This window comes from Amycolatopsis azurea DSM 43854 (genome assembly GCF_001995215.1).
GTDB classification, from domain to species: Bacteria; Actinomycetota; Actinomycetes; order Mycobacteriales; family Pseudonocardiaceae; genus Amycolatopsis; species Amycolatopsis azurea.
Map to the genome: position 1 here is coordinate 310,824 of NZ_MUXN01000016.1, position 24,958 is coordinate 335,781.

The 24,958-nt window shown below is 69.5% G+C and carries 19 protein-coding genes; 10 read left to right on the forward strand and 9 right to left on the reverse strand.

Features of this window, described 5'->3' with window-relative positions:
* Window positions 1-34 precede the first annotated feature (34 nt).
* The 3 genes from B0293_RS22570 to B0293_RS22580 all read right to left on the reverse strand — a co-directional run bounded on the left by B0293_RS22570 (window position 35) and on the right by B0293_RS22580 (window position 4,146).
* Window positions 35-616 carry an RICIN domain-containing protein gene (locus B0293_RS22570; protein WP_039915854.1) on the reverse strand — a complete coding sequence of 194 codons (582 nt, stop codon included), beginning with the start codon at window positions 614-616 and terminating at the stop codon, window positions 35-37.
* Window positions 617-861: 245 nt separating this feature from the next.
* Complete coding sequence (locus B0293_RS22575; RefSeq protein ID WP_005152304.1) at window positions 862-3,369, reverse strand: PQQ-dependent sugar dehydrogenase; 2,508 nt, start codon at window positions 3,367-3,369, stop codon at window positions 862-864.
* Window positions 3,370-3,708: 339 nt separating this feature from the next.
* Window positions 3,709-4,146: a PPOX class F420-dependent oxidoreductase gene (locus B0293_RS22580; RefSeq protein ID WP_005152302.1), complete on the reverse strand. Its 438-nt coding sequence runs from the start codon at window positions 4,144-4,146 to the stop codon at window positions 3,709-3,711.
* A 109-nt stretch (window positions 4,147-4,255) separates the two neighbouring features.
* Here B0293_RS22580 and B0293_RS22585 point away from each other — a divergent pair, with 109 nt between their 5' ends.
* From B0293_RS22585 to B0293_RS22595, 3 genes are read left to right on the forward strand one after another with little or no spacing between them, the layout of a single operon-like run.
* Window positions 4,256-5,710, forward strand: a complete 1,455-nt coding sequence (locus B0293_RS22585) for a hypothetical protein (protein ID WP_039915850.1) — start codon at window positions 4,256-4,258, stop codon at window positions 5,708-5,710.
* A gap of 56 nt (window positions 5,711-5,766) precedes the next feature.
* Window positions 5,767-6,507 carry a hypothetical protein gene (locus tag B0293_RS22590; protein ID WP_046199931.1) on the forward strand — a complete coding sequence of 247 codons (741 nt, stop codon included), beginning with the start codon at window positions 5,767-5,769 and terminating at the stop codon, window positions 6,505-6,507.
* Between the two features lie 12 nt (window positions 6,508-6,519).
* Window positions 6,520-10,995 carry a coiled-coil domain-containing protein gene (locus B0293_RS22595; RefSeq protein WP_005152291.1) on the forward strand — a complete coding sequence of 1,492 codons (4,476 nt, stop codon included), beginning with the start codon at window positions 6,520-6,522 and terminating at the stop codon, window positions 10,993-10,995.
* A gap of 86 nt (window positions 10,996-11,081) precedes the next feature.
* On the opposite strand, the gene B0293_RS22600 is transcribed toward B0293_RS22595, so the two are convergent.
* On the reverse strand, window positions 11,082-12,026 hold the full coding sequence (locus B0293_RS22600) for an AraC family transcriptional regulator (RefSeq protein ID WP_039915848.1): 945 nt from the start codon (window positions 12,024-12,026) through the stop codon (window positions 11,082-11,084).
* Window positions 12,027-12,113: 87 nt separating this feature from the next.
* Between B0293_RS22600 and B0293_RS22605 the strand changes: the two genes are divergently transcribed.
* From B0293_RS22605 to B0293_RS22635, 7 genes are all read left to right on the forward strand, one after another.
* Window positions 12,114-12,542, forward strand: coding sequence for a nitroreductase family deazaflavin-dependent oxidoreductase (locus tag B0293_RS22605; protein WP_039915895.1), 429 nt, complete (start codon window positions 12,114-12,116; stop codon window positions 12,540-12,542).
* Window positions 12,543-13,005: 463 nt separating this feature from the next.
* Entirely contained in the window at window positions 13,006-14,193 is a 1,188-nt protein-coding gene (locus B0293_RS22610; protein WP_005152287.1) for a winged helix DNA-binding domain-containing protein, read from the forward strand.
* Window positions 14,194-14,371: 178 nt separating this feature from the next.
* A complete protein-coding gene (gap, locus tag B0293_RS22615; RefSeq protein ID WP_005152286.1) occupies window positions 14,372-15,376 on the forward strand; it encodes a type I glyceraldehyde-3-phosphate dehydrogenase in 1,005 nt (334 codons plus the stop codon).
* Window positions 15,377-15,385: 9 nt separating this feature from the next.
* Window positions 15,386-16,594: a phosphoglycerate kinase gene (locus B0293_RS22620; RefSeq protein WP_280617811.1), complete on the forward strand. Its 1,209-nt coding sequence runs from the start codon at window positions 15,386-15,388 to the stop codon at window positions 16,592-16,594.
* Entirely contained in the window at window positions 16,594-17,379 is a 786-nt protein-coding gene (gene tpiA / locus B0293_RS22625) for a triose-phosphate isomerase (RefSeq protein ID WP_005152284.1), read from the forward strand. Before B0293_RS22620 ends, tpiA begins: the two co-directional genes overlap by 1 nt.
* A 140-nt stretch (window positions 17,380-17,519) precedes the next feature.
* A complete protein-coding gene (secG, locus tag B0293_RS22630; protein WP_005152283.1) occupies window positions 17,520-17,750 on the forward strand; it encodes a preprotein translocase subunit SecG in 231 nt (76 codons plus the stop codon).
* A gap of 65 nt (window positions 17,751-17,815) precedes the next feature.
* Window positions 17,816-18,157 carry an RNA polymerase-binding protein RbpA gene (locus tag B0293_RS22635; RefSeq protein ID WP_034311760.1) on the forward strand — a complete coding sequence of 114 codons (342 nt, stop codon included), beginning with the start codon at window positions 17,816-17,818 and terminating at the stop codon, window positions 18,155-18,157.
* A gap of 7 nt (window positions 18,158-18,164) precedes the next feature.
* On the opposite strand, the gene B0293_RS22640 is transcribed toward B0293_RS22635, so the two are convergent.
* The 5 genes from B0293_RS22640 to B0293_RS22660 all read right to left on the reverse strand — a co-directional run bounded on the left by B0293_RS22640 (window position 18,165) and on the right by B0293_RS22660 (window position 24,956).
* Window positions 18,165-19,367 (reverse strand): sensor histidine kinase, encoded by a 1,203-nt coding sequence (locus tag B0293_RS22640; RefSeq protein ID WP_167334532.1) that lies wholly within the window; start codon window positions 19,365-19,367, stop codon window positions 18,165-18,167.
* A gap of 684 nt (window positions 19,368-20,051) precedes the next feature.
* Window positions 20,052-20,807, reverse strand: coding sequence for a 6-phosphogluconolactonase (gene pgl / locus B0293_RS22645; protein ID WP_005152279.1), 756 nt, complete (start codon window positions 20,805-20,807; stop codon window positions 20,052-20,054).
* A complete protein-coding gene (gene opcA / locus B0293_RS22650) occupies window positions 20,804-21,814 on the reverse strand; it encodes a glucose-6-phosphate dehydrogenase assembly protein OpcA (RefSeq protein WP_005152278.1) in 1,011 nt (336 codons plus the stop codon). The genes pgl and opcA overlap by 4 nt, the downstream gene beginning before the upstream one ends.
* A complete protein-coding gene (zwf, locus tag B0293_RS22655) occupies window positions 21,811-23,340 on the reverse strand; it encodes a glucose-6-phosphate dehydrogenase (RefSeq protein WP_005152277.1) in 1,530 nt (509 codons plus the stop codon). The genes opcA and zwf overlap by 4 nt, the downstream gene beginning before the upstream one ends.
* Window positions 23,337-24,956 carry a glucose-6-phosphate isomerase gene (locus tag B0293_RS22660; RefSeq protein WP_005152276.1) on the reverse strand — a complete coding sequence of 540 codons (1,620 nt, stop codon included), beginning with the start codon at window positions 24,954-24,956 and terminating at the stop codon, window positions 23,337-23,339. Before B0293_RS22660 ends, zwf begins: the two co-directional genes overlap by 4 nt.
* Window positions 24,957-24,958 lie beyond the last annotated feature (2 nt).

The following is a 24,958-nucleotide window of genomic DNA, read 5'->3' on the forward strand; positions in this document are numbered from 1 at the left end:
ATCGGCCGGTGAAGGACTGGACATCAGGCCTGGATCAGAACCACCACTGGTTCTTGGCGCCCGCCACGAAGTCCCACAGTTGCACGACGCCGCCATCACGGCCGGCAGTGTTGAGGTCGGAGTCGAGGTAGCGGCCGTTGCGCACGTTCTGCAGGCGCAGGAAGCCCTCGGGGTTCTCGGTCACCGAGAACCACTGGTTCGACGCGGCCGCGATGTAGTCCCAGAGCTGGATCTTGGTGCCGTTGCTGTCGATCGTGCCGAGGTCGGCGTCCAGGTATCGTCCGCTCCAGACGTTCTGGAAGCGGTAGTGCCCCTCGGGGATCTGCGTGATGTACCAGGCCTGGTTGGCCGGCACGGAGCCGTCCGGGTTGACGATGCAGGTCCACAGCTGGACCCTGGTGCCGTTTCCGTCGATGGTGCCCAGATCCGCGTCCAGGCAACGGCTTTCGTCCGAGGCCGGGCCGAGGAGATACGCCTGCTGTTCCGCGGCGACTCGCGCACCGCTCGTACCGTTGATCTTGGCGGGCCGCAGCGACAGCTGGCCGAGGTTGACGTGTTCGTCCGCCTGCGCGGCGGGCGCGCCGAACAGCGCCGAGAATCCGGCGAGGACGGTCATGGACACGAGGAATCGTTTGAGATTACGCAATTTCTCTCCCCAGATCACCGCAGGCGTCTCCACTGGGCCCCGACCCGGACGACCTGCTTACCATGATCTTGCCGGTACGCTGACGCCGCGTCAATGAGGTTGTTTCCCACGAAAACGCCACCCCGTCGGGAAATCCCGGACGGGGTGGCGCCTCTCCAGTTCACACTGGATACGGTCGGGGTGCCCGGCGCCGCTCCGGACACCCCGACCGTGACTCAGGACGCGGCCTTGGAATTGCCGCGCAGTTTGACGTTGGCCGTCGAGGCGTTCTTGATCGCCGTCTCGATCTGCGCCATCGTCGAGGACGAGGACAAGCCCGGCACCGTCGCCGTGTTCAGCGCGTAGAGCGTGAACGTGTAGGGATGGCTGGAACCGCCGGGGCAGGGGCCGAAGTACTTCTGTGTGTTCGCACCGCTTCCCATGGCTTTCTGCTTGGCGCCGTTCTGGTTCGGGACGGTGTAACCCGCTCCCAGTCCTTCGGGCAGTGACGCCGCGGACGCCGGGAGGTCCCAGATCGCCCAGTGCAGTTTGTTGCCGTTGTTGGCCACGTCGGCGAAGACGATCGCGTATCCCTTGGCGCCGGTGGTCCCGGCACCCCACGCCAGCGGTGGGGAGGTGTCCTGGCCCGCGGCGCCGTCACCGGCGCAGCTGTACTTGTCGGGAATGGAAGCGTTGTCGGCGAACGCGGAACTGGCCAGTTTGAACGCTCCCGGCTGCTGCCCACCGCCCGGGAACTTCAACCGCACCACCACGTTGTCGATGCCGCTCGGGGTGCCGCCGTTCTTGTCCGCGTTGGTCGAGGTGACCCACAGGCCGCCGTCCGGGGTCTTGGTGACCGAGCGGAGCCTGCCCCAGCGGCCGGAGAACAGCGACTGCACCGAACCGACGCCGGTGCCCGACGAGTTGATCTGGGTGGCGAAGAGCTGTTCGCTCGTGACGGCCGCGATGTAGATCCAGTCGTTGACGATCTCGATCCCGCTCGGCCCGCCGGAACTGGTCGGCCAGGTCTTCTTCGGCGCGACCGTGCCACCGCAGCTGCCGTCGGTGCCTTCGCACTGGGGCCAGCCGAAGTTGCCGCCCTTCTGGATCAGGTTGAGCTCGTCCAGCTTGCCGTCACCGAACTCCGAGGACCACAGCTGCCCGCGGGAGTCCCATGCCAGGCCCTGCGGGTTGCGGTGCCCGAAGCTCCAGACGTAGCGGGCGTTGCCGCCGGTGGAGAAGAACGGGTTGTCGCTCGGCGCCGAACCGTCGGTGTTGACCCGCAGGATCTTCCCGTTGAGCGAACCCTTGTTCTGCGCGGTGTCCTTGTTCTGGCCGTCGCCGACGGTGGCGTAGAGCTTGCCGTCCGGGCCGAAACGGAGCCTTCCGCCGTTGTGGTAACGGTTCTTCGCGATCCCGGTGAGCACCGGGATCGACGTCGACGACAGCTTTCCGTTGTCGTAGGTCATCTTCACGATCCGGTTGTCGCCGGAAGCCGTGTGGTACAGGTAGATCGCGTGATCGGTGGCGTAGTTCGGCGAGATCGCGATGCCGAGCAGACCGCCCTCGCCGTTCGTGCCGACCGCGCCGGGAACCTTGCCGACCGCGGTCTTCTCGCCCGACGGCGTGATCCGCAGGATCTCGAACCGGTCCCGTTCGGTCGCCAGTGCGCTGCCGTCCGGCAGGAAGTCGACCGACCAGGCGAGGTCGACCTTCGTGATGTCCTTGTCGTACTCAGGGATTCCGCCGCCCGCGTTCCCGCTCGTCTTGGTGGTCAGCGCGGTGCTCGCGGCCGAGACGTTGCCGTCGAGGTCACGGGCCTTCACCGTGAACGTGTACGACGTGTTCGCCGTCAGTCCGGTGATCGTGGCGTCGAGGGAAGGGGTCGTCGCGACCTTCGTGGTGCCCTGGTAGACGTCATAGCCGGCGACGGTGCCGCTGTCGTCCGTGGAAGCGTTCCACGCCAAGGAGACGCTGTTCGCGGTCACCGACGTCGAGCGCAGGTTCCCCGGCACGGTCGGCGGGGTGGTGTCCCCGCTGGGTGGCGTGGTGAACTGCACGACATTGCTTTGCTGCGAAGGGTTTCCGGCCGCGTCGAAGGCACCGACCGAGATGTCGTAGGCCGTGTTCGGCTGGAGGTTGTCGACGGTCGCGGTGAGTGTGTTCCCGTCGACGCTCTTGAGGACGTTGCCGCCGCGCATGACGTCGTAGCGGACCACGCCGACGTTGTCGGTCGCGGCCTCCCAGGTGAAGGTGGCGCTCCGGGCCTTGATGTCCTTGGCCGCCAGGTTCTTGGGCGGGGTCGGCGCTTCGGCGTCGGACACTCCGCTCGCGGTGAGCTTGTCCGCGTTGGGGCCGCCTTCCGCCGTCGTCGCGGTGGTGCGGATCTTGTTGGCCCCGGCGGCCAGCGTGACGTCCTTCGTGACGGTCTTCCAGGTGGTCCAAGCCCCGGAACCGGGGAAGGACAGCGTCCCCGCGGAAGTGCCGTTGACGCTCAGCGAGACCGGCCTGTCGACCGTGGTTCCGTTGGCGTAGCGGAAAGTCAGTGTCTGGGTTCCGGCCTGCGCGGCGTTCACCGTGTACTCGACATAGCTGCCGACGACGTTGTCGAAGTTCACGAACCCGGTGCCGGAATAGCCCGCGTGGTTCTTTTCGACGGCGCCTTGGGAGATCGTCGCGGCTTCGGATTCGTAGTCGGTCGGTGCCGCGCCGGCGGGAAGGGCCGGCAGGACGGCGAGGGTCATCGCCGTCGCTGCGGCACACGTGCCGAGCGCGCGCCACGGTGGTCGGGGTGCCACTGGAGCCTCCATGCGTGAAGTGGGGGACGGGAGGTGCAACGGCGGACCGGGGCGAGACCCGGCGGGGGATCGTTTTAGTTAGGAAACTTTCCTATCTATGGTTCAGATCACACACCAGTGGGTGCTTCGTGTCAATAGTCGACCAACATCAACACGGAGTGTCACGCCCGCTGTCGCGTTCAGCGGGACGGCGGTACCCCTAGAAAGCATCTAGTCCTCTGGATGCGGTCCTCGCGTGTGCAAGTACCGCATCCAGAGGACTAGATGCGAAGGGGAGAAGGGGCGTCAGCCGGCGATGTCGGCCCGCGCGATCACCTTCACGATTTTCGCCCGCACCAAGGACTCCTCGGGGACGGCGTTGCGCTTGCCGTAGGCCTCGGCCTTGTCTGCGCCCATGTACCGGCCACCGAGCCTGGTCGCCCATTCGAGCATCTCGTCGTAGTCGTCGTGCAACACGGCCTCGGCGGTGAACTGCACATACGAGTACGGCGGCTTCTGGTCGTCGACGGCCAGCGAAAGCCGCGGGTCGCGCCGCAGCGCCTTCCCCTTGAGCGTGTCGGTGCCGGTGGTGAAGATCAGCTCGTCCCCGTCAGGGCCCTCGTTCAGCAGGAACCACACCGGCGTCACGATCGCCGCCCCGTTCGCGCGGACCAGGCCGAGCATGCCCGTCCGCGTCCCTTCGCTCGCGAAGGCCCACCATTCGTCACGGCTCATTTCACGCATGAACCAGACGCTACCGCCGCCCGGAGGCCCGGGCACCCCGGTCACCCGTGCGGGGTGGGAGGGGCGGCGACTAGCCTGGCCTGCTGTGCGAGACGACGAGCTGACCGGGATGGGGCTGGCCGACGAGGGGCTGACCCGCCGCCTCAAGGCGCTGGCCTGCACCGCGCCCTTGCACGACCTCGACGCGCGCAAGGCGAAGCTCGACTGGGCGGACGCCACGATCTACCAGATGGCCGAGATCGCCCTGCACACGATCGACCAGGTCACCGTGTCGATGGACTTCGACACCGGCGCCGACCACGAACAGGTGATCACGCGGTTGCTGCCGTTCGTCGCGCTCCAGGCGCCGGGCCGGACGCCGGACGAGCACGCCAAGGTCGCCCGGTGGGTGCTGGACAACCTGATCAACGTCGGCACCACCGATCGCGGGTTCCGCCGCGTCTACGGCTCCATCGGCCCCGGCGGCGGCTACCAGCGCCGTCAGTTCGACTTCAAGCTGCTCGTCGAACTGGCCGCGCCCGACGGCGAGGTCTACCTGCGCGCCACCGACGAGGCGATCAACGTGCTGGTCGGCGCGCTGGACACCGACGTCGAGTCCGCGCAGATCGCGGCCGAGGTCAAACTGGAGAACCTGATCAACCGCGGCCGCCTCGCCGACGCGAAGCTCGCCGCCGAGCAGGCCCGCTATCGCACGGTCCAGTACGGCGAGACACTGCGCGCCAAACTCGACGCCACCCGGCGCGACGTGCGCGCGGTCGACTGGGAGCGCGAGGTCCCGGACCTGCTGGACCAGGCCCTGTCCCATATCGAGTCCCGCTTCCGCGCCGAGAACGCGATCCTCAAGAACATCACCGCGTCGAGGGACGAGACCGAGGACCTCGACCGCAAACGCCGCGCCGCGGAGCTCGTCGACATCGTCGGTGACTGCATCCGCCGCCACACGCGGCTCCAGTCGAGGCTGGCCGACGCCGGCGCGGTGTTCCGCGCCGAGCAGGACCGCCAGCAGTTCTCCGGGCCGCCGCAGCGCGCGACGATCGACCTGTTCGGCCAGCTCCTGATGCCGACGCTGGGCCTGCCGATCGCCGAAGCCGTCGCGCCCGCCGAGTCGTTCTTCCACGCCGGGGCCGGGATCTCCCCGCCGACGGTGCCGTCGCTGTCGTCGCTGGTGTCGCTGCTGCTGCGGCCCGCGCCGGAACGCGACCAGCTCGTCGGCGAGATCCCCGAACCCGAGCTGATGCCCGCCGACGTCACCGACCGGTTCGGCGACGAGCAGTGGCGCCTCGCCGACGAACTGCTCGACCTGCCGGAGGTGCCGCGACGGCTCTCCGGGCTGCTCGAAGAGGCCAGGCGGATCGATCCCGGGCTGCCCGCCCTGGTCGCGTTGCGGGCGGTGCACGCCTACAGTCCCGAGGTCGGCGCGGCGCTGCGGCTGGGGGAGCGTCAAGTGCTGCTGGCCGTCGACGACGGAACTTTGCTCGAAGACCCCGAGTTCGGCGGGGCGGATCTGCTGCTTTCGTCGGCCAGGGTCGACCGTGATGATCAGGAAGAGGAGGAGGTCGCGTGACGACGGGGATTTCCACAGGGGACGTCGAATCCGCGGCCCGGCTCGTCTCGTTCGGCATGCGGCCGAAGCAGCTGCCGTCGCGGGACGTCGTCTACGGCGATCTCGTCCGGCGCTATGGCGAGGACAGGGCGTTCAAGCAGCTCACGCACGCTGTCGCGGCCGGGCTCGGGCTGATGGTGCTGGAGGTCAATCTCCAGGCCGGTGCCGTGCTGGCGGCGACCGACGAGTCCGTTTTCGAGATCAAGATGGACAGCTACGCCCGGCAGAGCAAGATCCGCGAACGCCGTGAGACCGAGAAGGTGCTGCACGGGCTCGTCCACCTCGCGACCGCCGCGCTCGGCTACCCGCGCCCGGACGACCTCGCCAACGACACCTACATCGGCCGCGTCAGCGTCGAGCAGGTGGACGCGATGGTGCGCGAGGCCTGCCGGATCCTCGACGAGCGCGCGGCGGAGGCCGAGGCGAACAACGACCCGCTGGCCGACGCGCCCGAACTCGAACAGGCCTGGCGCGCCTACGCCCGGCGTCCGGCGGCCGCGGCGACCAAGGACGGCAGGCTGGCGTCGGACACCACGCGCGGCATGGTCGCGCGGGCGCTGCGTTTCCTCGCCGATCAAGGCTTTCTCGTCCAGGTCAGCGGCGAACAGGGCGGGACCTACCGCACGACACCGCGTTATCAGGTGCAGGTGCGCGAACTCGCCGCCGACGCGGCCTTCGACGATCTGCTCGAACTGAACGTGGTCTCGGTCGCCAACGGCGGCGGAACTTTGCGCGCCGCCGCGTCGGACACGCTGTAACAAGGGGAGTCGATGTACGAGCTTTCGCGGGTTCGCCTGCACTCGGTGGGCCCGGCGGGCGCGCGGTACCAGGACGTCGTGCTGGACTTCAGCGGCGTCGGCGCGGCCATCACCGCGCCCAAGCAGGACGCGCTGTTCAGCGCCGGGATCCACCTGGCGGGGGAGGGGCCGCCGCGCCGGCCGTCGCCGGCGAGCGTGCTGTTCCTGGAGAACGGCGGCGGCAAATCCGTCCTGATCAAGCTGATCTTCTCGGTGATGCTGCCCGGCCGCCGACAGGTCGTCGGCACGACCAACACCAAGGTGCTGGAGAAGTTCGTCGCCGCCAAGGACGTCTCGCACGTCGTGCTGGAGTGGCTGCAGGTCGAGACCGGCCACAGGGTGATCACCGGCAAGGTGTCGGAATGGCGCGGGCACGTGGTGTCGGCGGACTCGGAGAACCTCGCCGACTCCTGGTACTGCTTCCGCCCCACGCCCTCGCTCGATCTGGACACGCTGCCGCTGACGTCCGACGGCAGGCTGCTGACCATGTCCGGCTTCCACGACCAGCTCGACAAGGTGCACGGCGGCGAGCCGGAACTGGAGCTGTTCTGGACCCGGCGCCACCACGAGTGGACGTCCCGGCTCGACGGCCTCGGCCTCGACACCGAGCTCTTCCGGTACCAGCGCGCGATGAACGCCGGTGAGGGCGAGGCGGCGGACGCCTTCGCGTTCAGCACCGACGAGGCGTTCGTCGAGTTCCTGCTGCGCGCGGTCCTTTCGGAGGAGGAGCCGAAGGATCTCGCCGAGGTCGTCGCGACCTACGCGCACAACCTCGCCCAGCGCGGGGACCTGTTGTCGGAGCGGGACTTCGTCGCGGGGGCGCTCGACCTGCTCACGCCGCTGGCGGAGGAGGAAGGCGTCGCCGCCGCGTCGCGGAAGCTCGCCGACGCGGCCCGCGCCGAGATGCGGACGCTCGCCGGTCAGGTCGCCGCTCGCGACAAGCTGGAGAACGAGCGGCTGAGCGGCCTGGAACAGCACGTCGACGAGGTGAAGTCCGCCGAGAAGCTGGCCGAGGGCGATCACCGCCGTCTCACCGCCGGGGTCACCGAACTCCGGCGCCTGGTCGGAAAACTGCGGCTCGACGAGGCGCAGGAGAGCAAGAAGCGGATCGACGGCGAACTGGCCGAGGCCAAGACCGCCGCCGAGGCCTGGCGTGAATGCGCCACCGTGCTCAACCACCTCAACGCCGCCCGCAAGGCGCGTGATTTCCGGGAGCTGGTGGGGAGCCGCGAGCAGAAGGCGCAGCCCGCGCTCCAGGCGCGCAACACCGCGGCCGCCGCGCTCGCCAGGGGACTGCTGGCGCTGGCCAAGAACGCCACCGAACAGGCCTCGAAGGCCGAAGCCCATGTCGGCGCCCTGCGCGCCGAAGCGGAGAAAGCCCAAGCCGAGCGCGACGAGTCGGCGAACCTCGCGGCCTCGCGCCGGGCGGAAGCCCGCGGGCTGGGGTCGCGGATCGCGGAAATCCGCGAGGAGATCGCGGAAGCGGTCCGGTCCGGCGCGCTCAAGGCCGGGGCCGACGTCGCCGAGGCGGCGCGTGCGGCCCGGACCGAGGCCGAGACGACCGCCGCGGAACTCGTCCGCCGTGAGCAGGAACTCGAACGCGTGACGGAGGATCTGCGGTCGGCGCAGACCACCGTCAACGACGCGCACCGGCTCGCGGGGTCCACAAAGGACAGGCTGGAACGCGCGGCCGAGGAGCTCGACAGGGCCAACCGGCGCACCGACGCGCTCGCCGTCGAACCCCGGCTGAGCGAACTCCTCGGCGCGGACGACGTCGCGCTGGAGACCGACCTCCCGGTGCTGCTGGAACGGCTGCGCGAGGCGGGTTCGGCCGCGGAGAAGGAACAGACCGCGCTGCGGATGGAGGAGTCCGTCGACGAGCGCGCGCTGAACGCGCTCGGTTCGGGCGGTCTCCTGCCCGCCCCCGAAGAGGTCCAGGCCGCGTTGGACGCGCTGGAAGCCGCCGGGATGAACGCGTGGTCCGGCTGGCGCTATCTGTCTACTTTGGACAAGAAGCGGCGGGCGGCCGTGCTGGCCCGCGCGCCCCAGCTGGTCTCGGGGATCCTGCTCAACGAGCCGGAGCAGGTCCGGCTCGCCGAGAAGGTCCTGGCGGAGCGACGCCTGCTGCCCAGCACGATCATCCCGGTGGCCACGACCGAAGCCACCACGACCGACCGCCTGCCCGGTGAAGCGGGCATCGAGTTCCTCGTGCCGCCCAATCCGGCGATGTACGACGAGGAAGCCGCCGACGCCGAGCGCGAGGCGATCGCGCTCCGGCACGCGGAACGGCAGCGCCGCCTGGAGGCGTTGACGACGTCGCTGGCCGACGACAGCGCGTTGTCGTGGAAGCTCAAGACCTGGCGCGAGGACTACCCGCCCGGCAGCATCGCGACGCTGGCCGAGCAGCGGCAGAACGCGCGCACCGCGCACGAGACCGCGCAGACCGCGCTGGAGCAGGCGGAGAAGGAGTTCCAGCGGCTCGGCGAGAAGTCGGCCGGGTTGCGGGAGCGGATTCCCGAACTGCGCACGGCTTCGGCCGAGGCGGGGGAGCGCGCCCGCGGCCTGGAAACAGTCTCTGCCCGCGCCGCGAAGATTCCCGAGTGGACGGACGACGTCGAGCGCGCGTCGGAGACCGCCGAGCGGGCCGAGTCGACGGCGTCCGAAGCCGCGGCCAAGGCTTCCCGGCTGCGTGAGCAGGCCGGTGAGGAACAGCGCACCGCGGACGGGCACCGGCGCACGGCGACGACCGCGAAGTCGGAACTGGCCGAGGTCCCGGGATCGAGTGACGTCACCGAGGACGACCCCGCGCCCGGCGAACCGGTTGACGCGTTGCGGCGTACCTTCGCGTCGGCTTCCGAGGCGTACGCGAAGGTCGAGGTCGGCAGCGACCTCCGGGCCGAACTCGACCAGGCCGAGAGCGTCGAGGCGTCCGCGCGGGCGGCCCTCGAAGCACTGGACGACGCCGTCCGCGAGCGAGCGTCGGTGTTGCTGGAGACGCCGGACGGTTCCGACGCTTCGGCGCGGGCGGCCGCGCAGGCACGGGCGAACCGCGCGGTCGCGGTCCTGGAGGAGGAACGCACCGAGATCGTCGGCCTCGTCGCGACCCGCAAGGCCGAACTGAGCCAGCTCCCGGAGCAGCCGTCGGCACTCGCCGCGATCTCGTCCGACGCGCGGCCGAAGGACATCGAGCACGGCCTGGCGCTGATCGACGACGCCAGCCTCGAAGTGTCCGCCGCCGCGCGGAAATGGGAGGAGCTCCAGGAGCGCCGCGCCGCCGCCGAAGCGACACTGGAGTCCGCGAAGACGTCCGCGTCCGGCTTCGGCCTGCTGGCCGAGTCCATGGCGCACTTGCTGTCCAAAGAGGACGACGAGGCGGCGTTCGACGGCGACGTCGAATCCGCGCGGGCCAAGCACTCGCGGCTCAACACCGCGCTCACCGACGCGCAGGACGCCGCCGACGCGGGCGACCGCCGGGTGCGGGCCGCGGCCGACCAGCTGGCGCAGTACGCGACGGACAAGCGGTTCGAGAAGCTCAGCACGCCGGTGCGGCAGCAGGTGATCTCGGTCCGCCGTGATCAGCTGCCCGCCCACGCCGCGGAATGGGCCGAGGCGTTGCGGCCGCGGTTGCGCACGCTCACCGACGATCTCGCGCAGATCGACCGGCACCGCGGCGGCATCATCACGCGGCTGCAGGGCATGGTCGACGGCGCGCTGCGCACCCTCCGTGCCGCGCAACGGGTTTCGCGGCTGCCGGACGGTCTCGGCGACTGGTCGGGTCAGGAGTTCCTCCGGATCCGCTTCACCGAACTCGAGGAGAACGTGCTCGCCGAGAAGCTGGGCGAGGTCGTCGACGAGGCCGCGGTGGGGAAGACCTCGGACGGCCGGGACGTCAAGCGGGACGGGCTTTCGCTCGTGCTGCGCGGCGTACAGGCCGCCGCTCCCAAGGGTTTCCGGGTCGACATGCTGAAGCCGGACTCCGTGCTGCGGACCGAGCGGCAGCGGGTTTCCGAGATCCGTGACGTGTTCTCCGGCGGGCAGCAGCTGACCGCGGCGATCATCCTGTACTGCACCCTGGCGGCGCTGCGGGCGAACAACCGGGGCAAGGCCCGCAACCGGCATTCCGGTGTGCTGTTCCTCGACAACCCGATCGGCCGCGCGTCGGCCGGGTACCTGCTGGAGCTGCAGCGCGCGGTCGCGGAGGCGCTGGGTGTCCAGCTGATCTACACCACCGGCCTGTTCGACGCGGGCGCGCTGAGCGAGTTCCCGCTGATCGTGCGGCTGCGCAACGACGCGGACCTGCGGGCGGGACGGAAGTACCTGTCCGTCGACGCGACGATCCGGAACGCGACCGACGAACTCGGGGAGCCGGACGGCGTCGCGCGGCTTTCGGCGACGCGGCTGTTCACGCGGCCGGCCGAGGAGCCCGAGCCGAAGGAAGAGCCTGCCTGACGGGCCAGGGAGTGTCCCGAGCGCCACGTTCGAGACGGTGAGCGTCCCGTGCGAGGCGCTCGGGACGTGCGCATAGCCCGATCCGGTCACCCGGCCGGTGTCGGCCTGAGGCTTTCGCGGCTGGAGGCCCGGTATTGCCCGGGGGCTTCGTGCCGTGCGCGCCGGAATGCCCGGCTGAACGCGAACACCGACGTGTAGCCGACCGAATGGGCGATGCTGTCCACCGTTTCGTCGGTGTCGCGGAGCCGGACCGCGGCCAGGTCCATCCGCCACTGGGTCAGGTAATCGCCGGGAGTCCGGCCGGTGGTGTCGCGGAAACGCCGGGTCAGCGTGCTGCGCGAGGTCGCCAGTTCCGCCGCCAGCAGGTCGGTCGTCCACGGTCTCGCCGGGGCCTCGTGGATCTTGGCCAGTGCCACGCTGACCAGCGGATCGCCCAGGACGCCGAGCCAGGTTCCCCGCGCCTCGGCCGGTTTCTCGGTCCGCCACACGCGGAGCAGCTGGACCAGGAGGATGTCGACGAGCCGGTTGAGGACGAAGTCGGTGGCGATCTGCGGACCGGCCAGTTCCCGCGACAGCAGCCGGACGGTGTCGTCCAGCCCGTCGCCGCCGCGGTTCGCGCGGATGTGCACCACATCCGGCAGCGTGGCGAGTACCTGGGTCGACACCGCCGGGTCGTAGTCGTAGGACGCGCCGAGAACGTGCGTCTGCACCTCGCCGGAGCCGAGGCGCAGCACGCCGCCGCATTTCCGCGCCCGCTCCGCCACCGAGCAGAGCTGGGGAATGACCGGCGCGTCCGGGGCGCTGCGCAGAGTGTGCTCCTGGCCGTTCGGCAGCAGGACGACGTCACCGGGCATGAGCTGCCGCGGTGGCTGGCCGGGCAGGTCGAGCCAGGCCGTCCCGCAGGTGACGGCGTAGAAGGCCGCGCCGGCGATGCGGTGCCAGAGGATTCCCCACGGTCCGGACCCCTCGATCCGGGCCCCGGCGGTACCGCGGACGCCGCCGACGGCGAGGGTTTCGGCCAAAAGGTCCATGAGACCGATGATAATGCGACAGATGGATATGTCCATGGCGTTTTCAGGCATCGATACGGTCACCCTGTGCGCCATACGATCGAGTTCATGGCAGAAACGATCGAATTCGACTTCGACGAGATCAACCGCACCGTGATCGCCGAATTCCGCCAGACCGGCGGCAAGGCGGGCGGCATGTTCGAGGGCTTCCCGCTGGTCCTCGTCCATCACACCGGCGCGAAGTCCGGCAAGGAGCGGATCGCGCCGCTCGTCCCGCTTCTGGAGGGCGACCGGATCTACATCTTCGCCAGCAAGGGCGGCGCCGACGACAACCCGGCGTGGTTCCACAACCTGGTGGCCCACCCGGACACCAAGGTCGAACTCGGCACCGAGACCTTCCCGGTCCGCGCGCGGGTGCTGACCGGCTCCGAGCGCGACGACGTCTACGCCCGGCAGTCCACTCTCATGCCGCAGTTCGCCGAGTACCAGAGCAAGACCAGCCGGATCATCCCGGTGTTCGAGCTGGAGCGGATCTAGCCGAGGGCGCCGGGGCGGCCGATTGCGGTGTGGTCGGCGGGGGAAGATTCCGGCCGTCTGACGTCCGGAATCTTCCCCCGTCAGGTTGTCCGCCACAGGGCAGGGCAGGCGCGACCTTGATCAACGGAGGATCGGGGACGTTGAGTGTCCCCGATCCTCCGTTGATCAAGGCAAGCGACCGGATGTACCCGCGCAACCACCACCCTCACGCAGGTCAGGCATAGGTAAGCAAATACGAGGCCTCCTTGAGGGACCCAGAGTCCCTCAAGGGGGCCTTCACCGACAGGCGCTCGGAGGGACCCGGAGGGGCGGGTGACGGGGCTTTCGCAACCGAGTTCGGGCGTAGGGCGAGCGACCTCGACACGCCACCTTTGCCTTGTCGCTCAAACGTCCCGAATCCTCCGCGCTCGCCCTTCAGCCGCTCGGGACCGGTTTTGTCGGGGCCCGGTGGTAGAACCGATCCGTGACCCCCAAGATCGACATCCGGCAGCGCCGCGCCCGTCTCGCCACGCGTCATCACCTGGCCGCGCCCGCCTCGTCGGTCCACACCGTGGCGGACGCGGTCGTCGCGCTGCACGCCACCGACCCGGCGACGGTCCATCTCTCGGCCTGGGCCCGGCTCAAACGCGACTGTGTCGCGGACGTGGAGCACGCGCTCTACGACGAGCGCGCGCTGATGCGGATGCTCGGCATGCGCCGCACGGTCTTCGTGCTCGGGTACGAGAACGCGTCGCTGGTCCAGGCGGCGTGCTCGGCGGACATCGCCAAGAAACAGCGCCGCCTGCTCGAACAGCATCTCGGCACGCAGGGGCATCCGGAGAACGTGCCCGAGCCGGGCCGCTGGCTCGCCGAGGTCGAGGACGCGACCGAGCGCGCGCTGATGGCCCGCGGTTCGGCCACGGCGCAGCAGCTCTCCCAGGACGAGCCCCGCCTCAAACAGCAACTCCTGATGGCGAAGGGGAAGCCGTACGAGGCGATCGCCAACGTCACCAGCCGGGTCCTGTTCCAGCTCGCGGTCGACGGCCGCATCGTCCGCGGCCGCCCGCGCGGCAGCTGGATCAGCAGCCAGCACTACTGGGCCACGATGGCGGATTGGCTGCCGCAGGGCCTCACCGAGTGGGACGCCGACGAGGCGAGGGCCGAGCTCGCCCGCCGGTGGCTCTTCGCCTACGGCCCGGCGCCGATCGCGGATCTGCGGTGGTGGACGGGCTGGACGGTCGGGCAGACGAAGAAGGCGCTCGCCGCGGTTCAGCCGATCGAGGTCGACCTCGACGGCGTCCCCGGCGTGGTGCTCGCCGACGATCTGGAACCGGTCGCGGACCCCGGGCCCTGGGTCGCGCTGCTCCCGTCCCTCGACCCGACGTCGATGGGCTGGATCGAGCGGGACTGGTACCTCGGCCCGCACCGCGCGCCACTGTTCGACGGCACCGGCAACATCGGCCCCACCGTCTGGGCCGACGGCCGGATCGTCGGCGGCTGGGCGCACCGTCCGGACGGCGAGGTCGTCCACTACTTCCTGGAGGACGTCGGCGCGGAGGTCGAACAGGCCGTCGAAGCGGAGGCGAACCACCTGGCCGAGTGGTTCGGAGAGGTGCGAGTCACGCCACGGATGCGCACCCCGCTGGAGCGACGGCTAGCACAACAAAGCTGAGAGTTTTCGCAAGACGTCCTGGTAGCGATGCACTTAATCGATTCTTGACCTGACCCACCGAGTGGTGGAAGTCTCGTCAGGGCAAAGAGGGTCGCCCGAGCACGCACGCTAGGGTTGCGCCCGAGTAAAGGACGTCTTACCGGGGCGATCCCGGACGAGTCTCAAGGGAGTGGCAGCAGTGACGGTTCGCGTAGGTGTCAACGGCTTCGGCCGCATCGGCCGCAACTTCTTCCGGGCCGTGCAGGCCGCCGGTCACGACATCGAGGTTGTCGCGTTCAACGACCTCGGCGACGTCGCCACGATGGCCCACCTGCTGAAGTACGACTCCATCCTCGGCCGTTTCCCGGGCGAGGTCAGCGTCAGCGACGAGGGCATCGTCGTCGACGGCAAGACGATCAAGGCCCTCGCCGAGCGCGACCCGGCCAACCTGCCCTGGGCCGACCTGGGCGTGGACGTCGTCGTCGAGTCGACCGGCTTCTTCACCAACGCCGACGCCGCCAAGGCGCACCTCGCCGGCGGCGCGAAGAAGGTCATCATCTCCGCGCCCGCCAAGGGCGAGGACCTGACCGTGGTGCTGGGCGTCAACGACGACAAGTACGACGGCTCGCAGAACATCATCTCGAACGCCTCCTGCACCACGAACTGCCTCGGCCCGCTGGCCAAGGTCCTGCAGGACTCGTTCGGCATCGAGCAGGGCCTGATGACCACCATCCACGCGTACACGCAGGACCAGAACCTGCAGGACGCGCCGCACAAGGACCTGCGCCGCGCCCGCGCCGCCGCGCTGAACATCGTCCCGACCTCGACCGGTGCCGCCAAGGCCATCGGCCTGGTCCTGCCGGAGCTGCAGGGCAAGCTGGACGGTTACGCGCTGCGCGTCCCGATCCCGACCGGCTCGGCCACCGACCTCACCGTCACGCTGACCAAGAGCGCGACCCTCGAGGAGATCAACGCCGCGTACAAGGCCGCCGCCGAGGGCCCCCTGGCCGGCATCCTGCGCTACAGCGACGACCCGATCGTCTCGGCCGACATCGTCACCGACCCGGCGTCCTGCATCTACGACGCGCCGCTGACCAAGGTCATCGGCAACCAGGTCAAGGTCATCGGCTGGTACGACAACGAGTGGGGCTACTCCAACCGCCTCGCCGACCTCGTCAAGCTCGTCGGCACCAAGCTTTCCTGACCGATGGCGCTGAAGAACCTCGAAGACCTGCTGAGCGGGGACGTTTCGGGCCGGTACGTACTCGTGCGTTCCGACCTGAACGTCCCGCTCGACGGGGACAAGATCACCGACGACGGCCGCGTCCGCGCGGCCCTGCCGACCCTCAAGCGGCTCGCCGAGGCGGGCGCGAAGGTGGTCGTCACGGCGCACCTCGGCCGTCCCAAGGGCGAGCCGGACCCGAAGTTCTCGCTCGCGCCCGTCGCCGCGAAGCTCACCGAGCTGCTCGGCGTGGACGTCCCGCTGGCGGGTGACCTGGTCGGCGAGTCCGCCAAGGCCACCGTCGCGGGCCTGGCCGACGGTCAGGTCGCCCTGCTGGAGAACGTGCGTTTCGACGCGCGCGAGACCAGCAAGGTCGAGGCGGAACGCCAGGAGCTGGCCGCCGAGCTGGCCGCGCTCGTCCCTGGCGGCGCGTTCGTCTCCGACGGCTTCGGTGTCGTGCACCGCAAGCAGGCCTCGGTCTACGAGATCGCGCGGGCGCTCCCGGCGTACGCGGGCGGCCTCGTGCTGGCCGAGGTCGACGTCCTCAAGAAGCTGACCGAGGACCTCGCCCGGCCGTACGTCGTCGTCCTCGGCGGCGCGAAGGTGTCGGACAAGCTGGGCGTGATCGCCAACCTGCTGACCAAGGTCGACAGGCTGCTCATCGGCGGCGGCATGGCGTACACCTTCCTCAAGGCCCAGGGCCACGAGGTCGGCAACTCGCTGCTCCAGGAGGACCAGCTGGACCAGGTCCGCGGCTTCCTCGCCGAGGCGGAGAAACGCGGCGTCGAGCTGATCCTGCCGGTGGACGTCCTCGCCGCGACGGGCTTCGCGGCCGACGCGGAGTTCGACGTCGTCGAAGCGACGGCCATCCCGGCCGGCCGTATGGGCCTCGACATCGGCCCGAAGTCACGCGAGCTGTTCGCGGGCAAGCTGGCCGACGCCGCGACCGTGTTCTGGAACGGCCCGATGGGCGTGTTCGAGTTCGAGTCCTTCGCCGGCGGCACCCGTGCCGTGGCCGAAGCGCTGGTCAAGAGCGACGCCTTCACCGTGGTCGGCGGCGGCGACTCCGCCGCGGCCGTCCGGCAGCTGGGCCTGCCCGAAGACGGCTTCTCGCACATCTCGACCGGCGGCGGCGCGTCGCTGGAGTACCTGGAGGGCAAGGAACTGCCCGGAGTCGCTGTGCTGGGAGAGAACGACTAGTGGCGCGCAAACCGCTCATCGCCGGCAACTGGAAGATGAACCAGAACCACCTCGAAGCCATCGCGCTGGTTCAGAAGATCGCCTTCGCCCTGCCGGAGAAGTACTACGCGAAGGTCGACGTCGCGGTCCTGCCGCCGTTCACCGACATCCGCAGCGTCCAGACGCTGACCGACGGCGACAAGCTGTCGCTCACCTACGGCGCCCAGGACCTGTCGCCGCACGACTCCGGTGCCTACACCGGTGAGGTGTCGGGCCCGATGCTGGCGAAGCTGGGTTGCAGCTTCGTCACCGTCGGGCACTCGGAGCGGCGTGAGTACCACGGCGAATCCGACGAACTGGTCAACAAGAAGGTCAAGGCCGCGCTCAAGCACGGCATCACGCCGATCCTGTGCGTGGGGGAGAAGCTCGAGGTCCGCGAGGCGGGCGAGCACATCACCCACACCACGACCCAGCTGGTCGAGGGCCTGAAGGGGCTCAAGGCCGAGCAGGTCAAGGACGTCGTGGTCGCCTACGAGCCGGTCTGGGCCATCGGGACCGGCAAGGTCGCGACCCCGGCCGACGCCGAGGAGGTGTGCGGAGCCATCCGCGCCACCCTCGCCGAGAAGTACGGCGCCGAGGTCGCGTCCTCGGTCCGCGTGCTCTACGGGGGCTCGGCCAAGGCCAACAACATCAGTGACCTCGTCGCCTGCGAGAACATCGATGGTGCGCTCGTCGGTGGTGCCAGCCTGGATGGTGACGAGTTCACCAAACTCTGCGCACTCGCCGCGGGCGGGCCCCTGCCCTGATCGGGGCACCTACCGGGTAACCTGGGTATCCGGTCCGTCACACAGCAGTGGACGAGTCCAGGAGTACGGTGTGTTCTGACAGTCACAAGCTGTCGGTGGCACACCGTTTTCCTGCATTCTCCAAGAGCGCAGAGGATGACATGAAGCTGTTCCTGCAAATCCTGTTGATCGCCTCCAGCTTTTTCCTGGTGGTAGCCGTGCTGCTGCACCGCGGCCGTGGTGGCGGTCTGTCTTCGCTGTTCGGTGGCGGTATGCAGTCGAGCCTGTCCGGCTCGAGCGTGGCCGAGAAGAACCTCGACCGGATCACGCTGCTGCTGGGCGCGGTGTGGCTGATCAGCATCATCGGCCTCGGGCTCCTGCTCAAGGTCTGATCGATCCAGGTGTTTCGGCGTGCCTATGGGGGGCGCGCCGCCGATCCCTATAGGTGTGAGGATTCATGGTTGGCGGTAACGCGATTCGGGGCACCCGTGTGGGTGCTGGGCCTTCGGGCGAATCGGAGCGGGGTGAGTCGGCGCCGCGGCGTCGCATCTCCTACTGGTGTGCCAACGGGCACGAGGCGCAGCCCTCGTTCTCGATGGACGCCGAAATTCCCGACGAATGGGATTGCCCGCGCTGTGGGCTCCCCGGTGGGCAGGACGAGAAGAACCCGCCTGCCGCGCCGCGGACCGAGCCCTACAAGACTCACCTGGCGTATGTGAAGGAGCGGCGTTCCGACGCTGACGGCGAGGCCATCCTCGCCGAGGCGCTGGAGCGGTTGCGCCAGCGCCGGGAGATCTAACAGCCGCTCACCGGTCGAGCGGGTACCGGGCACGCACCCGGAACCCGCCGTCCTCGGTGTCGGCGGTCTCGAAGCTCCCACCCAGCAGTCGAGCGCGTTCGGCCAGCCCGGTCAGCCCGTGCCCTCCCGAGGGCAGGGCCGAACCAGTCGTCCGAGCGCGCTCGTTGCGTATTTCGACCTTGAGCGAACCGTGCTCGCCCTGGATCCGGATGGTCGCGGTGGCGCCCGGCGCGTGCTTGTGCACGTTGGTCAGGCATTCCTGCACGGTCCGGTAGGCCGCCGCCGAGATCTGGCTGGGCAGCAGGTCGGGGATCCGCTCGACGGTCAGGTGCACCGGGACGTCCGAGCCCCGGATCAGCCTGTCGAGCTCGTTGATCCCCGGCCGCGGCCCGTCTTCTTCGGAGCCCGAGCGGAGCACGCTCACGAGTGAGCGCAGTTCTTCGAGGGTCTTCGTGCTCAGCTTTCGGATGACCTGCGCGGTTTCGAGCGACCGGGCGTCGGAGGTCTGCGCCTGCAGGGCGCCGGCCTGCATCGCGATCAGCGTGATCTGGTGCGAGACGACGTCGTGCATCTCCCGCGCGAGGCGGGCGCGCTCTTCCGCGCGGACGGCGTCGGCGTGGAAGCGGCGTTCGCGGTCGCGGCTGGCGGCGAGTTCGGCGAGCTTCTGCGAGACCTCGGTCCGCGCTCCGATGAGCAGGCCGATGGCCACCGGCATCCCGGCGACGATGACGCCGTAGATCCCGTCCAGGACGTGTTCGCGCCAGCTGAGCTCGACGAAGTCGGCCAGCGGCCACTGGACGAACCGGCAGGTGAAGACGAGCGCGAACCCGGTCCAGGTCTGCCAGTGCATCTGCTTGCGGGTGGCGAGGAAGCCGAGCGCGATCATCGCGGCGAGCTGCGACCATCCCGCCAGGAAGCCCGGGACGGTGACGATCACCGCGAGGAACGGCAGCTTGCGGCGGAAGGCGAGGCCGAGGCACGCGGCGCCGGACAGGTAGATGGAGTACGGCTGGGCCTTCTCGGGGATCACCAGCCAGACGTCGAGCGCCGCCAGGAAGATCGCGAGCGTGTCGATGCCCAGCGCGACCAGCGCCGGACGTTTGATCTTGGCGAACGACATGACCCCGGCGGCACGGCGCATCCGGTCGGCGGCGTCCGCTCCGGAGCCGCCCACCGAGATACCTGGCATCGAGAGACCCTCTGTGCTCATCGCTGGCGACCTCACTCGTCTTGTGGACTTGAATGGTGAGACGTGTTCTTCGCCCGATCGGGACGCGCAGGAACGAACAAATGTGCGGATGCTAACGGGTGGATGTAGCAGGACGGTAAGTTTCCCCCAGTCGGGCTAGTGACTGTCCGGTCACTGTCCGTTCTGCGGACAGGTGCATGAACGTTCGGTCGGTCGAATCCACACCGGACCACTCGGGCTCAGTGGTCCGCTGATCACTTCGACGGGCGACTGGCCCGGTTCTGACGAGAAACCGGCGAGAGTTGATCTATGTCACTTTTCGCGTTCGGACGGTGACTGTGGGCCGGGGACTGGAGCTCGGGTTTCTTCAGCGTAGGGAAAAAGTGGCCCGGCGGACGTCCGCCATGGGGGTGTCACGAAACCGCCGAATGCGCGTGAAGACCCCCTCCTTCGGCTCAACCGAGAGAGGGGGCCTAGATGTCTTGTCGGGTGTCAGGTCCGTGAAGGCCTCAGTGTCTGTTTATCCACTGGTGCGGCCGGCGGTGATCGCCGAAGTCCCGGAAGCGTGGCGAAAGCCACTTTCGCAACGTTCAACGTTGCGAAAGTGGCTTTCGCGACACCCGAGGTCGGCGGCCCGGCGGGCGACCGAACACGCCATGTGCCTCTACCCCCTCAACCGAGGGAAGGGCTTCACCCGTGACGAGGTCAGGCTGTCGGGGTCTGATAGACCTTCGTGAGTTTCGAGGCCGAACCCCGGTCCAGCAGCCAGAGCGTGCGGCGGCTGCCGCGTGCTCCCGCCACCGGGATCTGGACCTCGCCCGCGCCGGCCAGTGCCTGCGAGACGGCGTCCGCCTTCGCCTCGCCGCCGGTGACCAGCCAGATGTCCTGCGCGCGACGGATCGCGGGCAGGGTCAGCGAGATCCGGGTCGGCGGCGGCTTCGGGCAGTCGCGCACCGCGACGACCGAGCGTTCCTTCTCGAACACCGCCGGGCTCTCGGGGAAGATCGAGGCGGTGTGCCCCTCCCCACCGAGGCCCAGCAGCATGATGTCGAAGGCCGGGACCTCGGGCGTCAGGATCTTCGCGTAGGCCGCGGCCGCCGCGTCGACGTCTTCGCCGAACTCGCCGTCCGAGGGTGCCATCGCGTGCACCCGCTTCGGGTCGAGCGGGACGTGATCGAGCAGTGCCTCGCGAGCCTGCTTCTCGTTGCGCTCGTCCGAGTCCGCCGGGACGAACCGCTCGTCGCCCCAGTAGACGTCGAGACGCGACCAGTCGATGGCGTCACGGGCGCTGGAGTCGCGCAGTTCCCGAAGGATGGCGATCCCGGTACCGCCGCCGGTGAGCACCACCGAAGCGGAGCCCTTGGCGGCCTGGACGTCCACGAGCCGGGTGACCAGCCTGGCCGCCGTAGCGGCGGCCAGGAGGTCCGGGTTCTCGTAGACGACTACCTCGGTCTTGCTCATGAAGCGCTCTTCGCGGTCTTGGCGGTTTTCGTGGCAGGAACCTTCTTGGCCGGAGCCACCTTCTTCGCCGGGGAAGCCTTGGCAGCGGTACCCGACTGGATCTTGGCGAGGCCGTTCAGCGAGGCCTCGTAGATCTCGTCCGGGTCGAGCCGCCGCAGCTCCTCGATCAGGCAGTCCTTGTTGTCCCGCCGCTGCAGGGCGATCCGGCGCGTCGGCTGGCCCGGCTGGGTCAGCGTGCCGACCCGTCCGTCCGGCCGGTGCAGTTCCACCGGGCCGGAACGCCGGTCCAGCGTCACCGAGATGATGCCCGCGGCGCCGGTGCTCTTGACCCGCTTCACCGGCACCTTGAGGTACTCGGCCAGCCAGCCGGCGAGCAGCTCGGTCGACGGAGAGTCGGCCTCGCCGGTCACGGTCGCGCCGGTGATCTTCTCGTGCGGCGGAAGGTCCAAGGCGGACACGAGCTGCGCGCGCCAGCTGGTCAGCCGGGTCCACGCCAGGTCGGTGTCACCCTCCACATAGGACTTCGCCCGCGTGGTGAGTGCTCTTATGGGCGCCTTTTCCGCCGCCGAGTCGGTGATCCGGCGCTGAGCCAGCTCACCGAGCGGGTCCTTGGCCGGGGCCTTGGGACCGGTGCCCGGCCACCAGGTGACGATCGGCGCGTCCGGCAGCAGCAGCGGCACGACCGCGCTCTGTCCCTGCGCCGCCAGCGGACCGTAGAGCCGCAGGACGATGACCTCGCTCGCGCCGGCGTCGCCGCCGACCCGGATCTGGCCGTCGATCCGCGGCGCGGCGGTCCGCGCGCCCTTGGCCACCACGATCACCCGCGACGGGTGCTCCCGGCTGGCCTCGTTGGCGGCCTCGATCGCCTCTTCGAGCCGGTCGTCGTCGTCGGCCACTATGACCAGCGTCAGCACCCGGCCCAGCGCCACCTGCCCGCCCTGTTCGCGGATCTCGACGAGTTTCTTGTTCAGCTGCGACGTCGTGGTCGACGGCAGGTCGATGATCACGGACGCCTCCAGTTCCGGCCGGTACGCTCCAGCATTTCGTCCGCGGACGGCGGTCCCCACGAACCGGGCGGGTACGCCTCGGGCGCGCCCTTCTTGGCCCAGTGATCGAGGATCGGGTCGAGGATCTCCCAGGACAGTTCGACCTCTTCGTTCACCGGGAACAGCGACGGTTCGCCGAGCAGCACGTCCAGGATGAGCCGCTCGTAGGCCTCCGGAGAGGACTCGGTGAACGCGTGGCCGTAGCCGAAGTCCATGGTGACGTCGCGGACCTCCATCGTGGTCCCCGGCACCTTCGACCCGAACCGCAGCGTGATGCCCTCGTCGGGCTGCACCCGGATGACCAGCGCGTTCTGGCCCAGTTCTTCGGTCGAGGTCGAGTCGAACGGCAGATGCGGCGCCCGTTTGAACACCACGGCGATCTCGGTGACCCGGCGGCCCAGCCGTTTGCCGGTGCGCAGGTAGAACGGCACGCCCGCCCAGCGGCGGTTCTGCACCTCCAGCGTCACCGCGGCGTAGGTCTCGGTGGTCGAGTCCTTCGCGAAGCCGCCTTCCTGCAGCAGGCCCGGCACCTTCGTGCCGCCCTGCCAGCCGCCCGCGTACTGCCCGCGCGCGGTGGTCTCGTCGAGCGGGCCGAGGGGCTTCGTCGCCGAGAGCACCTTGACCTTCTCCGCACGGAGAGCGCGCGGAGCGAACGAGACCGGCTCCTCCATCGCTGTCAGCGCGAGGAGCTGCAACAGGTGGTTCTGGATGACGTCGCGAGCGGCGCCGATACCGTCGTAGTACCCCGCGCGGCCGCCGAGACCGATGTCCTCGGCCATGGTGATCTGCACGTGGTCGACGTAGTTGGCGTTCCAGATCGGCTCGAACAGCTGGTTCGCGAACCGCAGCGCCAGCAGGTTCTGCACCGTCTCCTTGCCGAGGTAGTGGTCGATGCGGAACACCGACTCCTCGGGGAAGACGTCGTTCACGATCTCGTTGAGCTCCTTGGCGCTCTTGAGGTCGCGGCCGAACGGCTTCTCGATGACGACGCGGCGCCAGGTGTCGTCGCTCGCGTCGGCGAGGCCGGAGCGGGCGAGCTGCTTGGTCACCACCGGGAACGCGCTCGGCGGGATCGACAGGTAGAACGCGGTGTTGCCCCCGGTCCCGCGCTCGGCGTCGAGGTCCTTGACCGTCTGCGCGAGCCTGTCGAAGGCGTCGTCGTCGTCGAAGGTGCCCTGCACGAACCGGATGCCTTCGGCGAGCCGGTTCCACACCGACTCCTTGAACGGCGTCCGCGCGTGCTCCTTGACCGAGTCGTGCACGAGCTCGCCGAAGTCCTGGTGCTCCCAGTCCCGGCGGGCGAACCCGACCAGCGAGAACCCGGCGGGCAGCAGCCCGCGGTGGGCGAGGTCGTAGATCGCCGGCATCAGCTTCTTGCGGGCGAGGTCACCGGTCACGCCGAAGATCACCAGGCTGGACGGCCCGGCGATCCGCGGCAGCCGCTTGTCGCGCGGGTCGCGCAGCGGGTTGCTCCAGGCTCGGGTCACTCGCCTGCCTCCTGTACCGCGCGGACCAGTTCGGCCAGGCCGGCGGCCCGGTCGGTGAGGTGCAGGCGCAGCACCGGACGACCGTGCTCCGCGAGCACCTGGCCGTCGCCGAGTGCCTGCGCGTGCTGGAGCACGCCGAGCGTGTACGGCCGGTCCGGCACGTCGAGATCTTCTTCGACGGCGCCGGTGATCTGCAGGAAGACACCGTTCTGGTGCCCGCCCTTGTGGTACTGCCCGGTCGAGTGCAGGAACCGCGGCCCCCACCCGAAGGTGGTCTGGCGGCCCGTCCGCTTGGCGATCTCGCCGCGCAGGAGCGACGTCGACGCGTCGTCGAGACGGTCGAGGTACGCCTGTACCGCGATGTAGCCGGTTTCCGGTGCGGAGTCGAAGAAAGCCCGCAGAATGTCCGCGAGCTTCCCGTCGGTGGTCACGCCTTCCGAGCCGAACACCTGGACCGCGCCGTCCACAGTGGACGGCTCTTCGCCGCCCTTGAGCTTGTCCGGGTTGTCGAGCAGCGACCGCGCGGCCTTCTTGGCGGCCTCGACGTCGGGCTGGTCGAACGGGTTGATCCCGAGCAGCCGTCCGGCGAACGCGGTCGCGAACTCCCACAGCAGGAACTGCGCGCCGAGCGAGCCGGTCACGGAGATCTTCGCGGCGCCTTCCGCCTGGCCGACGGCCACCGGGGTGGCGTCGTCCTTGGCGTCGGCGAAACCGGGGGAGTCCGGGCCTTCGACGGCGACCGGCAGGAGACCGGTGCCCTGCTTGCCGGTGGACTCGGCGATCAGCTGCTCCGCCCAGTCGGCGAAGCCCTTGATGCCCGATCCGGTGTCGGCGATGACGACCTTCTCGGCGCCCTTTTCGTGCGCCGCCGCCCACGCCGCCGCGAGCTTGACCGCGGGGTTGTCCACGGTGTCGGCCGCGAGGGAGTCGGCCACCGAAGCGGCCTGGTCGAGCAGGCGGGCGACGTCCGCGCCGGCGAGCCCGGCCGGGACGAGCCCGAACGCGGTCAGCGCCGAGTAGCGGCCGCCGACGTTCGGGTCGGCGAGGAAGACCTTGCGGTAACCCTCCTTTTCGGACAGTTCCGCGAACGGCGAACCGGGGTCGGTGACGACCACGATCCGGCGGGCCGCGTCGATGCCCGCGTCGGCGAAGGCCTTCGCGAAGATCCGGCGGTGGCTGTCGGTCTCGACGGTGCCACCGGACTTCGACGACACGACGATGACCGTGCGCTCCAGGTCACCGGCGAGCGCGTCGGCGACCTGACCGGGGTCGGTGGTGTCGAGGACGGTCAGCGCGACCCCGTCGGTCGCGGTGATGACCTCGGGGGCCAGCGACGAACCGCCCATGCCCGCGAGGACGACGCGGTCGACGCCCTCGGAACGCAGGTCGGTCCGCAGTGCCTCGATCTCGCCGATCAACGGCCGCGAGGACTTGTGCAGCGTCGTCCACGACAGACGGATCGACGCTTCGGACTCGGCTTCGGGACCCCACAGTGTGGCGTCCTGGGACGCCAGTTTCGATGCGACCTGGTCGGCGACGAGCCGCTCCGCGAACGGAGCGGCTTCGCCGGCCAGGGCGGCGTCGACGATTTCGACGCCGGTCGTTTCCCCTGCCATGG